The organism is Streptomyces sp. NPDC001700 (assembly GCF_053596435.1).
In genome coordinates, this window is sequence record NZ_JBSFGE010000023.1 from 1 (window position 1) to 12,966 (window position 12,966).

13 protein-coding genes and 1 pseudogene are annotated in these 12,966 nt (G+C 71.3%); 11 read left to right on the forward strand and 3 right to left on the reverse strand.

Features of this window, described 5'->3' with window-relative positions:
* Nucleotides 1–249: 249 nt before the first annotated feature.
* Both ACWC5C_RS32340 and ACWC5C_RS32345 read left to right on the forward strand, forming a co-directional pair.
* A pseudogene (locus ACWC5C_RS32340) lies at nt 250–799 on the forward strand (tetratricopeptide repeat protein); the annotation flags it as partial.
* Nucleotide 800: 1 nt separating this feature from the next.
* Nucleotides 801–1,334: an NUDIX domain-containing protein gene (locus ACWC5C_RS32345; protein ID WP_450881263.1), complete on the forward strand. Its 534-nt coding sequence runs from the start codon at nt 801–803 to the stop codon at nt 1,332–1,334.
* A gap of 6 nt (nt 1,335–1,340) precedes the next feature.
* Here ACWC5C_RS32345 and ACWC5C_RS32350 read toward each other — a convergent pair whose 3' ends face one another.
* Both ACWC5C_RS32350 and ACWC5C_RS32355 read right to left on the reverse strand, forming a co-directional pair.
* Nucleotides 1,341–2,117: an alpha/beta fold hydrolase gene (locus ACWC5C_RS32350; protein ID WP_450881265.1), complete on the reverse strand. Its 777-nt coding sequence runs from the start codon at nt 2,115–2,117 to the stop codon at nt 1,341–1,343.
* Nucleotides 2,118–2,157: 40 nt separating this feature from the next.
* The gene (locus tag ACWC5C_RS32355) at nt 2,158–3,000 is read right to left on the reverse strand and encodes a helix-turn-helix transcriptional regulator (RefSeq protein WP_450881267.1); all 843 of its coding nucleotides are present in this window, start codon (nt 2,998–3,000) and stop codon (nt 2,158–2,160) included.
* Nucleotides 3,001–3,104: 104 nt separating this feature from the next.
* Here ACWC5C_RS32355 and ACWC5C_RS32360 point away from each other — a divergent pair, with 104 nt between their 5' ends.
* Complete coding sequence (locus ACWC5C_RS32360) at nt 3,105–4,571, forward strand: MFS transporter (RefSeq protein ID WP_450881269.1); 1,467 nt, start codon at nt 3,105–3,107, stop codon at nt 4,569–4,571.
* Nucleotides 4,572–4,686: 115 nt separating this feature from the next.
* A complete protein-coding gene (locus ACWC5C_RS32365) occupies nt 4,687–4,887 on the forward strand; it encodes a hypothetical protein (RefSeq protein ID WP_450881271.1) in 201 nt (66 codons plus the stop codon).
* Nucleotides 4,888–4,907: 20 nt separating this feature from the next.
* Here the strand turns inward: ACWC5C_RS32365 and ACWC5C_RS32370 are convergent, their stop codons facing one another.
* On the reverse strand, nt 4,908–5,453 hold the full coding sequence (locus ACWC5C_RS32370; RefSeq protein ID WP_450881273.1) for a DinB family protein: 546 nt from the start codon (nt 5,451–5,453) through the stop codon (nt 4,908–4,910).
* 129 nt (nt 5,454–5,582) lie between these two features.
* Between ACWC5C_RS32370 and ACWC5C_RS32375 the strand changes: the two genes are divergently transcribed.
* The 7 genes from ACWC5C_RS32375 to ACWC5C_RS32405 all read left to right on the forward strand — a co-directional run bounded on the left by ACWC5C_RS32375 (nt 5,583) and on the right by ACWC5C_RS32405 (nt 12,953).
* A complete protein-coding gene (locus ACWC5C_RS32375) occupies nt 5,583–6,236 on the forward strand; it encodes a polysaccharide lyase family 7 protein (protein WP_450881275.1) in 654 nt (217 codons plus the stop codon).
* A gap of 445 nt (nt 6,237–6,681) precedes the next feature.
* A complete protein-coding gene (sfnG, locus tag ACWC5C_RS32380; protein ID WP_450881277.1) occupies nt 6,682–7,821 on the forward strand; it encodes a dimethylsulfone monooxygenase SfnG in 1,140 nt (379 codons plus the stop codon).
* A 46-nt stretch (nt 7,822–7,867) separates the two neighbouring features.
* Nucleotides 7,868–9,085 carry an acyl-CoA dehydrogenase family protein gene (locus tag ACWC5C_RS32385; protein ID WP_450881279.1) on the forward strand — a complete coding sequence of 406 codons (1,218 nt, stop codon included), beginning with the start codon at nt 7,868–7,870 and terminating at the stop codon, nt 9,083–9,085.
* A gap of 83 nt (nt 9,086–9,168) precedes the next feature.
* Nucleotides 9,169–9,723 carry an NADPH-dependent FMN reductase gene (gene ssuE, locus ACWC5C_RS32390; protein ID WP_450881281.1) on the forward strand — a complete coding sequence of 185 codons (555 nt, stop codon included), beginning with the start codon at nt 9,169–9,171 and terminating at the stop codon, nt 9,721–9,723.
* 8 nt (nt 9,724–9,731) lie between these two features.
* The gene (locus tag ACWC5C_RS32395) at nt 9,732–10,931 is read left to right on the forward strand and encodes an SfnB family sulfur acquisition oxidoreductase (protein WP_450881283.1); all 1,200 of its coding nucleotides are present in this window, start codon (nt 9,732–9,734) and stop codon (nt 10,929–10,931) included.
* Nucleotides 10,932–10,969: 38 nt separating this feature from the next.
* Nucleotides 10,970–12,130, forward strand: coding sequence for an LLM class flavin-dependent oxidoreductase (locus tag ACWC5C_RS32400; RefSeq protein WP_450881285.1), 1,161 nt, complete (start codon nt 10,970–10,972; stop codon nt 12,128–12,130).
* Nucleotides 12,131–12,239: 109 nt separating this feature from the next.
* Nucleotides 12,240–12,953, forward strand: coding sequence for a hypothetical protein (locus ACWC5C_RS32405; protein WP_450881287.1), 714 nt, complete (start codon nt 12,240–12,242; stop codon nt 12,951–12,953).
* Nucleotides 12,954–12,966 lie beyond the last annotated feature (13 nt).

Genomic DNA, 12,966 nt, shown 5'->3' on the forward strand with positions numbered 1-12,966 from the left:
CGACACCGGACGGACCGGGGACGACGAACGGCGCCGACAGCTCACGCAGCACACCCACCCCGCACCCTCCCGTTCCGCGAGCCCGGCGGCAACACGCCCATCACCCACCCAACGACCACACCCGCGAAAAGGTCACGCTTTCGATCCGGGAACCCCCGTTCCCTCCCCTGGAATCGCGCAGTCCACAGCCCGGATACTCACTCGCACACGCTAGAACGCACTCATACACACTCAACCAACAACTGCTTGCCACCCCATCACTGCGTCGATCTCATCGAAGCAGCTCTGGGACGCGGGCTCGGTCATGTAGACGGCCAGACCGAGGCCCTGCTGCACATCACCCGCGCCCGCGCCTACGCCGCCGTCGGCCGCCAAGGCGCTCCTGGACGCCGAGAACGCCCTCACTCGCGGTGACGGTACCCAGCCCAGCTTCTCCCTGGTCAGCGGCCCAGCGGCAGGAACTGTCGCCAGCCACACCGCCCGCACACTCACCGACCTCGGCGACCACCCGGGAACCGAGCAGCAGCATCGCGCAGCCCTCCTCCGCTGGGATCCGAAGAAGTACAAGCGTGTCCACGTGCTCACATACGCCGACCTCGGCGACAGCCTTGCCGCCCAGGCCCGCGCCGATGAAGCCGTAGCCGCCTGGGGCCAAGCCCTCGATCTCATGGACGGCATGGCGTCCGACCGTACCCACAAGGCCATCACCTCCATTCGCCCCACACTCGCCGTGTACCGGCGACGCAAGGTCCCCGGGGCCACAGAACTTGCCCGCCGTGCTCGGGAGGTCCTGCTCTAGCATGCGAATCCACCCCGCCGACGAAGGGACCGCCGTGGCCGAACAGAGAACCGGTGACAAGCCCCGAGCGCTCAAGCCCGCCACCGAATCGATGACGCTCCTGGTAGCCGGTGTGATCGTCCACGACGAGGAGAAGGGCCGAGTCGTCCTTCTCCAGCGCGGCCCCAACGCCAAGTTCGGGCAGGGCATGTGGGATCTCCCGGTCGGCAAGTGCGACCCCGGCGAGCCCATCACGGATACCGCCGTCCGGGAGCTGCGCGAGGAAACCGGGCTGGTTGTGGACCCGGCGTCTCTGCGCGTCGCGCACGTCATTCATGGCGCGTGGGGGGTCGAGGCGCCAGGGGGCTTCCTTACCGTCGTCTTCGCCACCCACGAATGGGCCGGTGAGCCGGTCAATGCGGAGCCCGGAAAGCACGCGCAGGTGCGTTGGGTGGACACCGACGCGCTTCCGGACGCGTTCGTATCGACAACCGGCAGCGCCCTCGGCCAGTACCTCAGCGGTGGCGCGCAGGTGTCCCTCGACGGCTGGGGCTGAACGCCTTCAGTTGGTGGGGGCCGTCTCGTGGAGGAAGCGGGTCAGCAGATCGGTGACCGCGTTGGGGCGTTCCAGGCTGGGCAGGTGGCCTGCCCAGGGGAGTTCCAGGTGGCGGGCGGCGGGGATGCGGGCCGCCAGGTGGGCGGCGATCTCGCGGAAGTCCGGGAGGTCGTGGGCGCCGGATACGGCCAGGCAGGGTGCCGCGATCCGCGAGAGGTCGAACTTCCCCTCGGTGGGGTCGAATTCGGCCGTCAGCTGCGCTTCGAAGGCGTGCCGCTGCATCCGGCGGACCTGTTCCCTGGTCTCCTCACCGGCCTCCGGCCCCAGCCACGTCGCCACGTTCAGCTCGACGGCTGCCGCGAGGTCCCCGGCGTCGAACAGCGTGTCCTCCCGTTCGGCGAAGGACCGCAGCGCGGGGCCGGGTACGTGTCCGGGCAGGGCGGAGCAGAGCAGCGCCAGGGCCGTGACGGCGTCCGGGCGGGTGGCCGCCACTTCCAGGGCGACCTTGCCGCCGTACGAGGAGCCGACCAGCGCGGCCCGCTCGATGCCCAAGTGGTCCAGGAGGTCCAGGACATCCGCGGCATCGCCGTACGGGCGGTCGGCCACCGGGGAATCGCCGAACCCCCGGAAGTCGCACCGGACCACCCGGTATCCGGCGGCGACCAGCACCGGCCACTGCGGGGCCCACATGCGCCGGTCGCACACCGAGGAGTGCAGCAGCACCAGGGCCGGGCCGGGCCCCGATTCGTCGTGTGAGCCCGACACGTCGTGAGAGAGAGTCATCCGGCGGACGGTAGCGGACATCACGCCCCAAGGGCACACCTCACCCGGCCGCCTGATGCGCCAGGATGCGCAGCGCGTCGGCGGAAGCCGGGTCGTCCGGGGTGTAGATCTCCAGCCGGTGGTCGGGGCTGTCGGGCTGCAGCCAGACCTGGTACGACACGTCCAGGGCACCGACCGTGGAGTGGCGCAGCCGCATGGGGCCCGTGGTGCAGTCGGCGACGTCGCCGGTGGCCCACATCGTCGCGAAGTCGTCGCTGTGCATCGTGATCTCCCCGATCAGCTCGGCCAGGCGCGCGTCCGTGGGGTAGCGGCCCGCGGTGAGGCGCAGGTAGGCGACGTGGATGCGGGCGAGGTCGGGCCAGTTGCGGTACAGGTCGCGGGTGAGCGGGTCGAGGAAGAACATCCGGGGGATCGACGGACGCCGGGCCGGGTCCCGGGGCGCGTCGAAGGCGAGGTGCTCGGCTACGAGGGCGTTCCCGGTGCGGTTCCAGGCGAGGACGTCGCCGCGCCTGCCGAGGACGATCGCCGGGGTGGCCTCGCCGAGGGATTCCAGGAGGGCAAGGACGCGCGGATGGGGCTGCTCCGGCGGCGGTTCGCGGAGGCCGGACTTCCCGGGCTGCCGGGCGAGGTTGTGCAGGTGGAGGGTCTCGACCCGGTCGAGCCGAAGCACCCGGGCGAGGGCGCCGAGCACCTGCTCGGAGGCGGTGTCGGCCTGGCCCTGTTCCAGGCGGGTGTAGTAGCCCGCGCTCATCCCGGCGAGCTGGGCCAGCTCCTCACGCCGCAGACCGGGTACGCGGCGGGAGCTGCCGTAGGTGCGCAGGCCGATCTCGGCCGGGGTGATCCGGTCACGGCGGCGCTTGAGGAACGTACCCAGGTCTTCCACCCGGCCGAGCCTAGGCCCTTCATCCCGGCCGGTGGGTGTACCTGCTGGGGATACCCACGGCACGGGGATGGTTGCCGGGCCACGTCCGAAGGACCGTCGGCACCATGACTCAACAGTGCGCGCACCGCTCCCCCGGCCTGCGATCGTGGCTCGGGCTCGGGGCGATCCTCGGACCGGTGCTGCTCGTCTCCATGGACGGATCGATCCTGTTCCTGGCGATGCCCCGGATCAGCCAGGCCCTCACCCCGACCGCCGATCAGGCGCTCTGGATCCTGGACGTGTACGGCTTCGCCGTCGGCTCCCTGCTGATCGCCTTCGGCAACCTCGGCGACCGCTACGGCAGGCTGCGGCTGCTGCTGATCGGCGCGGCCGTGTTCGGCGCGGGGTCCGCCGGGGCGGCGTTCGCGCCGAGCCCGGAGCTTCTCATCGCGTGCCGGGCGCTCATGGGCGTGGCCGGGGCGACGTTGCTGCCCTCGGCGCTGGCCGTGCTGAGCGAGCTGTTCCCCGACCCGCGGCTCCGGGCGCGGGCCATCGGCGTCTTCGCCGCCGCGTTCGCCGCGGGGTTCGCGGTGGGTCCGATCGTCGGCGGCGCACTGCTGGAGCGGTTCTGGTGGGGGTCGGTGTTCCTGGTCAACCTCCCGGTCATCGCCGTGTTCCTCGCGGTCGCGCCGGTCCTGCTGGGCGAGGTGCGCGAGCGGCACCAGGGCCGTATCGACGCGCTCAGCCTGGTGGCCTCTGCCGGAGGTCTGCTGCTCACGGTCTACGGCCTCAAGCGGGTGGCCGCACAAGGGGTGTCCGTCCCGCCGGTCGCGGCGATGGCCCTCGGGGCCGCGTCGCTGATGTGGTTCGCGCGTCGGCAGCGGCATCTCGACCACCCGCTGATCGACTTCTCACTCTTCCGCGACCGCGTCTTCACGATCGCGATCATCACCGGTCTGCTGCCACTGGCGGCGTGGTCGGTGACGGCGTATCTGACCGGTGTCTACCTCCAGTCGGTCCTGGGCCTGACCGTGGTGCACGCGGCGCTCCTGGCGCTTCCCGGCGCGGTCGTCCTCACCGTCTCCTGCGTCGTCACGCCGATGGCCGTCGGCCGCTTCGGCAAGCGGGCCGCGCTCATCGTCTGCCACTTCTCCATCGCGGCCGGTGTGGTGCTGTTGCTGCCGACCACGGTCACCGGCGGGGTCGGCTGGTACGTCGCCTCGACGGCGCTCGCGGGCGTCGGCTACGGCATCTCCTTCAGCGTCGTCGCCGACACCGCGGTCGCGGCGGTCCCCGCGGAACGGGCGGGGGCGGCGGGCGCGATCGCCGAGACCAGCAACGAGATCGGCAACGCCCTCGGGATCGCGCTCCTCGGCTCGCTCGCCACGCTGGTCTTCCGGCTCCAGGGGCCGGATCTCGCCCCCGCGCTGGACGAAACCCTCCAGCTGCCCGGTCTCGCACCCGCCGCCGCCCACGACGCGAAGGCGGCGTTCGTGGCCGGGCTGCACACCGTCGCCGTGGTGGCCGGTCTGCTGCATGCCGGGCTCGGGGCCGTCGCCCTGCGGTGGCTGCGCGCACAGGGCGGCCGGTGACACCCCGGGAGGCACGGCGTGGGGCGGCCCAGGATGCCGCGGTCCTGGTCGGTTACGCGCGGAACAGTAACGCTGGCAGGATTGCGCGAACCACAACAGAAAGAGAGTGATGGGCATGATCGTGCTCCTCCTGGCCGCCGTCCTAGCGCTCGTCGTCGGAGGGTGTGTCTGCGTCGTGTGGGCGGCGCGGGGCGGGCCGCGCTGGGTGCGTGGGGTGTCCAGGGTGACCCTGGCGCTGGGCGAGGTGACGCGCGCCGCGTCGAAGTCCAGCAACCGGAGTTCGGGGCAGAACTCGGGGGACAGCTCGGACGGCTGACCCCCGCGCGGCACCCTCGGTCACTCCGCTGACGCGGCCCGCAGCATGCGGAGTTGGCCGATCTCGCTGGCGTTCTTCATGAGTTCGGCGTTCACCCATCCGACCATATGGGCCACGGTGTACTGCGGATCGTTCTGCCACGGGAACGAGGCGGTGGCGTCCAGCTCGGCGTCCGAGAGCCCGTCCAGCACCGCCAGCCATTCGTCGCGCAGGCCGCGCAGCCACGCGACGGTCGCCGCCCCGGCCCCCGGCCATACGATCTCGCTCCGCTCCCGGGGCGCCCGCCCGCGCGCGTGGTCGATGGTCACGCTCCACCACCAGCCGATGTGCCAGCTCACCCAGCCGACCGTGGGCACCGGGACGGGGTCGGGTTCGGTGTCGGCCCAATCCGGGACCCAGGTGCCGTCGGCGGCCTGGTGCATCGTCCAGCAGAGCGGCGCGGGCTCCCAGAGGAAGTCCTCGGGCTCGATCCGCTCCAGGTGGTACTCGAAGAGCGACCAGGTCAGGTCGAACTGCCAGCGCAGCAGGTCACATCGGGAAGCACGGGAAGCCCGGGAAGCACTCATCCGCCGACCCTGACACGCCCTCGCACACCCCGGGAAATGGTTATTCACTCCTTGACAACCTCCGATGTTTGGGCCTAGCTTCCTGACGCTACGTCAGGTCTGGACCTTTACCGGAGACACGGAGGGGACATGCGCAGACGAACGCTGCTCGGCGGCGCGGCCGCGACCGGATGGGGGCTGACCGGCCTCGGCCTGTCGGCGACCCCCGCACACGCCTCGCCCATCGGATCGGGGTGGACGGAGATCAACCCCGGGTACACCGTCCACCAGCCGCCGGGCGCGACACGCCACACGTACGACAGCTCCACCGGGGAGCACCACTTCTGGGTCTACGACTCCGACCCGAGCACCTTCCCCGGCCAGGACTCGGGGCCCCGCAGTGAGCTGCGGATCAAGAACGACTACACCTCCGGGCAGGCGCAGTTCGAGTGCGACATGACGGTGAAGTCGTCCGCCCACCGGGTCTGCGTCATGCAGGTCTTCGGCGCGGCCACGCAGTCGACCGCGTTCATGGCGCTCGCCATGAACAACAACAGCCTCACCTACTACGACAAGACGGACCAGGTCATCTACCGGCCGATCTACGACACCACGCTGCGACTGAACGTCGTGCACGACACCGCCGCGCGCTCGGTGCACATCTTCGTCAACCGGGAGTTCCAGGCCACCTTCAAGGACCATGGCGCGGGGACGCACTACTTCAAGTGCGGTCTCTACGGCCGGGCGGGGATGTCCGCGCGCTCCGACTGCTATCTGCGGAACATCCACGTTTACCGCAAGTAACCCCAAGCAGCAGCTGGCGGGCATGCTGATCGCCACCGAGCCGGAGAAGATCCGCGCGTTCGCCGACGCGGGATTCCCCGGCCCAGCCGCTTATGTGTGCGTGTCCGGGATATGGAATCCGGCCGGGACTTCTTGACCGGCCGGACTTTCCCCTGCTTGTATCGATGCCATGAAGCAACAGGACCTCACGCGGCGACGCCACGTCGACCTTGCGCGTGTCTCCAGCGCGTCCTGTTGCTGTCGGGCCTGAGCGAACGCCACGGATCAACGGATCCCCTCGCGTCTTCCGCGTCGCCCCCCTTCTCTCTCCCCCCTCTCTCCTCCCCTCACATGACGGCCTGACGGTCTGATCCGACCGTCGCGCGTCGGCCGTATTCCGTGTGCGCCTGAATTCCCCGCCAGGCGCTGATTCGCCATGCCCGTATGCACATTCCGGGAGTTCCCCATGCCCGCAGATTCGCCTACCGAATTCCCCAACGACCCGCTGCAGTTCGCCTATTGGGTGCCCAACGTCAGCGGCGGCCTGGTCACCAGCACCATCGAGCAGCGCACCGACTGGGGCTACGAGTACAACCGCGAGCTGGCCGTCCTCGCCGAGAACAACGGCTTCGACTACGCCCTCAGCCAGGTGCGGTACATGGCCAGCTACGGCGCCGAGTACCAGCACGAGTCGACCAGCTTCAGCCTCGCGCTGCTGCTCGCCACCCAGCGGCTGAAGGTCATCGCCGCCGTCCACCCCGGGCTGTGGCACCCCGGCGTCCTGGCCAAGCTCGGCGCCACCGCCGATCAGCTGTCCGGCGGGCGGTTCGCGGTGAACGTGGTCAGCGGCTGGTTCAAGGGCGAGTTCACCGCGCTCGGCGAGCCGTGGCTGGAGCACGACGAGCGCTACCGCCGCGCCGAGGAGTTCATCAGCGCGCTGCGCACGATCTGGACCGAGGACCACGCCGAGCTGGCCGGGGACTTCTACCGGATCCGTGACTTCTCGCTCAAGCCCAAGCCCCTGAACAGCGCGGAGCGCCCGCATCCGGAGATCTTCCAGGGCGGCAACTCCAGCGCCGCCCGCGCCATGGCGGGCCGGGTCTCCGACTGGTACTTCAGCAACGGCAAGGACTTCGACGGCGTCACCGAACAGCTCCGGGACGTCCGCGCCTCCGCCGCCACCGTGGGCCGCCGAGCCCCCCGCTTCGGCCTCAACGCGTTCCTCATCGCCCGCGACACCGAGGCCGAGGCCCGCGACACACTGCGCGAGATCGTCGCCAAGGCCAACGAGGACGCCGTGCACGGCTTCCGCGACGCGGTCCAGCAGGCGGGGCAGTCCACCGCCGACGGCAAGGGCATGTGGCAGGACTCCTCGTTCGAGGATCTGGTGCAGTACAACGACGGCTTCCGTACGGGGCTGATCGGCACCCCCGAGCAGATCGCCGAGCGCATCGTCGCCTACAAGCGGCTCGGCGTCGATCTGTTCCTCCTCGGCTTCCTCCACTACCACGAGGAGGTCGAGTACTTCGGCAAGCGCGTGCTGCCGCTGGTGCGCGAGCTGGAGGCCCAGCTGCCGGACACCGCGCCCGCGCCCGCCCTGACCTGATCCCCGTACGCACGCACCTCGTACGCACGCCCGGAAGGGAACACCCATGAGCACCGCCACCCGCCCCGACTGGACGACCCGCACCCGCCCCACCGACCCGGAGGGCTGGATCGGCCGCGCCGCCGAGGTGGCCGGGGTCCTGGCCACCGACGCGGCCGCCCGCGACCAGGCGGGCGCCACCCCGTACGCCGAGGTCCAGCTGCTGAAGGACGCGGGCCTGGTCACCCTCCTGGGCCCCGCCGCGCACGGAGGCGGCGGCCAGGACTGGACGACCGCTTACCGCGTGGTCCGGGAGATCTCCAAGGCCGACGGCTCCATCGGCCAGCTGCTCGGCTACCACTATCTGTGGAACTGGGCCGCCCGGCTGGTCGGCACCCGCGAGCAGTGGGAGCAGATCGAGGCCGACGCGGCCCGCAACCAGTGGTTCTTCGGCGGCGCCGTCAACCCGCGCGACCACGACGTGGTTGTCCGGGACGAGGGCGACACCATCGCCTTCACCGGCCACAAGTCCTTCTCCACCGGCAGCAAGGTCTCCGACGTCACCGTGCTGGAAGGTGTCTTCGAGGGCACCGACCGCCATGTGTTCGCCATCGTCCCGTCCGACAGCGAGGGACTGACCTTCCACGACGACTGGGACAACATCGGCCAGCGGCTCACCGAGAGCGGCAGCGTCACGCTCGACGGCGTACGGGTCCCCTGGGCGGCGGCCGCCGGATACGTGGACAAGGAGTTTCGGCCCCGCGTCTACAACACCCTCAACGTGCCGACGATCCAGCTGGTCTTCGTCAGCTTCTACCTGGGCATCGCGGCCGGTGCGCTGGAGACCGCCGCCGTCTACACCCGCGAGAAGGCCCGGTCCTGGCTGCACGGCGGGTTCGACACGGCGGTCGACGAGCCGCATGTCATCGACACCTACGGCGATCTCACCGCCAAGCTGTGGGCGGCCGAGGCGCTCGCGGACGCCGTGGCCGCCGAAGGGCAGCGGCTGCACGAGGACCCGGACGCGGTCACCGAGCAGGACCGCGGCGAGTTCGAGGTCAGGGTCGCGGCGGTGAAGGCGCGGGCCACCGATGTCGCGCTGGAGGTCACCAGCCGCATCTTCGAGGTCACCGGGGCCCGCTCGACCGCCTCCGCCGAGGGCCTGGACCGCTTCTGGCGCAACGTCCGCACCCACACCCTGCACGACCCGGTGGCCTACAAGCGCCGCGAGGTGGGCCGCCATGTGCTGACCGCCGAACTCCCGGAGCCCACCTGGTACTCCTGACCGCCCGCCACCCCCTCGCCACACCGCCAGCGACACGGCCGCTCGCCACACCGCCGCTCGCCACTTCCTCGAAAGGGGCCTCCATGGCCACCATCCTGTCCATCTCCGGCTCCCCCTCCGCCACCTCCCGCACCGGTCGGCTGCTGCGCCACCTCGACGCCCGCCTCGCCGAGCAGGGCCATGAGGTGGTCCCGCTCGACGTGCGCACCATCCCCGCCACCGCGCTGCTCGGCGCCGACTTCGCGCATCCGGACATCGTCCGCGCCAAGACGCTGGTCGAGCAGGCGGACGGGATCGTCGTCGGCACCCCCGTCTACAAGGCCGCCTACTCCGGGCTGCTGAAGTCCCTGCTGGACCTGCTGCCGCAGTACGCGCTGGCGGGCAAGACCGTGCTGCCGCTGGCCACCGGCGGCACCACGGCACACGTCCTGGCCATCGACTACGCGCTGCGGCCGGTGCTGTCCTCGATGGGCGCCGCGCACATCGTGCAGGGCTGGTTCACGCTCGACAAGGACATCACCGCCACCGCGGACGGCGGGGTGATCGTGACCCCCGGCGCGGCCGAGGCGCTGGAGCAGGTCGTCGACCAGTTCTCGGTGGCGCTCGGGTACAAGCCCCTGCTCGCGGCGGCGAGCTGACCGCCGCCATGACGTCCCCGACCCATGAGGCGCACCGCATCGCCGACGACGCGGAGGCGCTGGAGGCGGCCGCGAAGCTGGCCGAGGAGTTCCGTACGGGCGCGGCCGGGCGCGACGCCGAGCGCACCCTGCCGCGCGCGGAGCTGGACCGGCTGTCCGCGTCCGGGCTGCTGGCCATCACCGTCCCGGCCGGGCACGGTGGCGCGGACGTCTCGGCGGTCACCCTCGCCGAGGTGTTCCGGCTGCTGGCCGCCGCCGACGCCAGCCTCGCCCAGATCCCGCAGAGCCACTTCGTGTACGTCAATGTGCTGCGCCGCCAGGGCACTTCGGAGCAGCAGGGGTTCTTCTTCGGCGAGGTGCTGGCGGGGCGGCGGTTCGGCAACGCCCAGTCGGAGGCGGGGACGAAGCACATCCAGGACATCCGCACCCGCCTGGAACCCCGCCCCGACGGCTCGTACCTGCTGACGGGCGTCAAGCACTACTCCACCGGCGCGCTGTTCGCCGACTGGATCCCGGTGCTGGCGCGCGGCGACAACGGGGAGCTGTACGTGGCGTACGTGCCACGGGAGGCGCCGGGCGTGAGCGTGGTGGACGACTGGGACGGCATGGGGCAGCGTACGACCGCCAGCGGCACCGTACGGCTGGAGGGCGTGGACGTGCCCGCCGACCGTGTGGTGCCGCACCACCTCACCTTCCGAGGTCCCCAACTGCACGGCTCCGTCGCGCAGTTGCTGCACGCCGCCATCGACGTGGGAATCGCCTCGGGCGCGCTCGCGGAGGCGGTGGCGTTCGTCCGTACCAAGAGCCGTCCGTGGTTCGAGAGCGGATTCGAGACGGCCGCCGAGGATCCGCTGCTCATCCAGCGCTTCGGTGAACTGGCCATCCAGGTGCGGGCGGCCGAGGCGCTGCTGTCGGCCGCCGCGCGGGCGGTGGACACCGCCCGCGCGGATCTCACCGACGACACCGCGGCCGAGGCGTCGATCGCCGTGGCCACCGCGAAGGTGTCGGCGGCCACGGCGGCGGTGGAGGCGGGCAGCGCGCTCTTCGAGGTGTCCGGCACCCGCGCGGCGCTGGACTCCCTCAACCTCCACCGCCACTGGCGGGACGCCCGGACCCACACCCTGCACGACCCGCCGCGCTGGAAGGTCCAGCACATCGGCCGCTATGTGCTCAACGGCACCAGGCCGCCCCGGCACGGCCTTCTGTAACACCCCCTCAAGAAAACCCCTGATCGGAGCCGCATCCCATGTCCCTCACCTTCCACTGGTTCCTGCCCACCAACGGCGACAGCCGCCATGTCGTCGGCGGCGGCCATGGAACGCCCGTGACCGCGGCCGGTGGCGACCGTCCGCCGTCCGTCGGCTACCTCACCCAGATCGCCCGCGCCGCCGAGGACCTCGGCTTCGTCGGGGCGCTGACGCCGACCGGGGCCTGGTGCGAGGACGCGTGGCTGACGACCGCCATGGTCAGCCAGCACACCGAGCGGCTGAAGTTCCTGGTGGCGTTCCGGCCCGGGTTCGTCTCCCCCACGCTCGCCGCGCAGATGGCCTCGACGTACCAGCGGCAGACGGGCGGTCGGCTGCTGCTGAACGTGGTCACCGGGGGCGAGAGCCATGAGCAGCGGGCGTACGGCGACTTCCTCGACAAGGAGGCGCGCTACCGGCGCACCGGTGAGTTCCTGGAGATCGTGCGCGGGCTGTGGGACGGCAAGACGGTGGATGTGGCGGGCGACCACCTCCAGGTGGCGGACGCCTCCCTGGCCCGGCTGCCCGACCCGGTGCCGGAGGTGTACTTCGGCGGCTCCTCCCCCCTCGCCGGTGAGGTGGCGGCGCGCCATTCGGATGTGTACCTCACCTGGGGCGAGCCGCCCGCCCAGGTCGCGGAGAAGATCGCCTGGATCCGGGGGCTCGCGGCCAAGGAGGGCCGGAAGGTCCGTTTCGGCATCCGGCTGCACGTCATCACCCGGGACACCAGCGAGCAGGCGTGGGCGGAGGCGCAGCGGCTGCTGGACGGCTTCGACCCGGAGACGGTGAAGTCCGTACAGCAGGGGCTCGGGCGCAGCGAGTCCGAGGGCCAGCGGCGCATGCTGGCGCTGCACGGCGGTGGCCGGGACGGCCTGGAGATCCACCCCAACCTGTGGGCGGGCATCGGCCTGGTGCGCGGCGGCGCCGGTACGGCGCTGGTCGGCAGCCACGCGGAGGTGGCGGAGCGGATCGCCGAGTACCACCGGATCGGGATCGACGAGTTCGTGCTGTCCGGCTACCCGCACCTGGAGGAGGCGTACTGGTTCGGCGAGGGCGTGCTGCCGCGCCTGCGGCAGCAGGGCCTGTGGTCCCACCCGGCCGGTCCCGCCGCCGCTCCGCAGCCCGCCGCGCAGGTGCCGTTCGCGGCGTCCGGGAGCCGCTGACCGCCCCACGGTCACCGGCCGGGGCCGGTCCGCGCTGGAAGTCACCAACCGCGTCCAAGCCGCCCTCCGGGCCCGCGACGCGGGAGTGACCGGCTGAGATCATGTGGGGATGGGCGATCAGCTGGCGATCAGTACGTTGACCTTGCGGCACATCATTCCGGTGGACTGGGCGGCGGACCCCTGGGCCGAGGTGCGGCCTCTGATCGACGGTGTGGACGTCCTCAGAGAGGTGCACCCGGAAGGGGTGGCGCACAGTTGCCGCCACTGGACGGGCCCGGCCGGGAGCTGGCCGCTGGCGGCCACGGAGGAGCCCCGCCGGGTCATGGTCACCGAGCCGGTCTGCACCGCCGGGTGCTGCGGCGCGCTGTATGTCACCCTGCGGCGCGAGAACGATCAGGTGATCTGGGACGACTGGGAGAACACCAGCAACAGCGCCGCCCTGCCCCCGGATTTCCGCTTCGACGCCGCCCAGTACGAGACCGAGCTGGCGCGGGCCGCCGCGGACCGCGGCTGGGAGGAGCCGGTGGACACCGCCGCCCGGCTGCTCGGACAGGCCCTGGTGGAGAGCGGCTGGTTCGAGCGGTGGGGCTGTGTCCTCACCGATGTCTCGCCGCGACGCGCGGAGCCCGGCATGCCCGGGGAGCTGTCCAGTCCCGAGGGGGTCGATGTGGAGTTTCAGCGGGTCCTGGGGCCGGGCGAGCGTACGGAGAGGTACGGGTACGAGTTGTTCGTCAGCCGCGGCCAGCCCGTGGAGGAGCAGGTACGACGGCTCGCCGCGCGCATTCTGGCGGACGATCCGCGGAAGACCGCCGAGAAGCGCTGATGAAGAGCGGCCC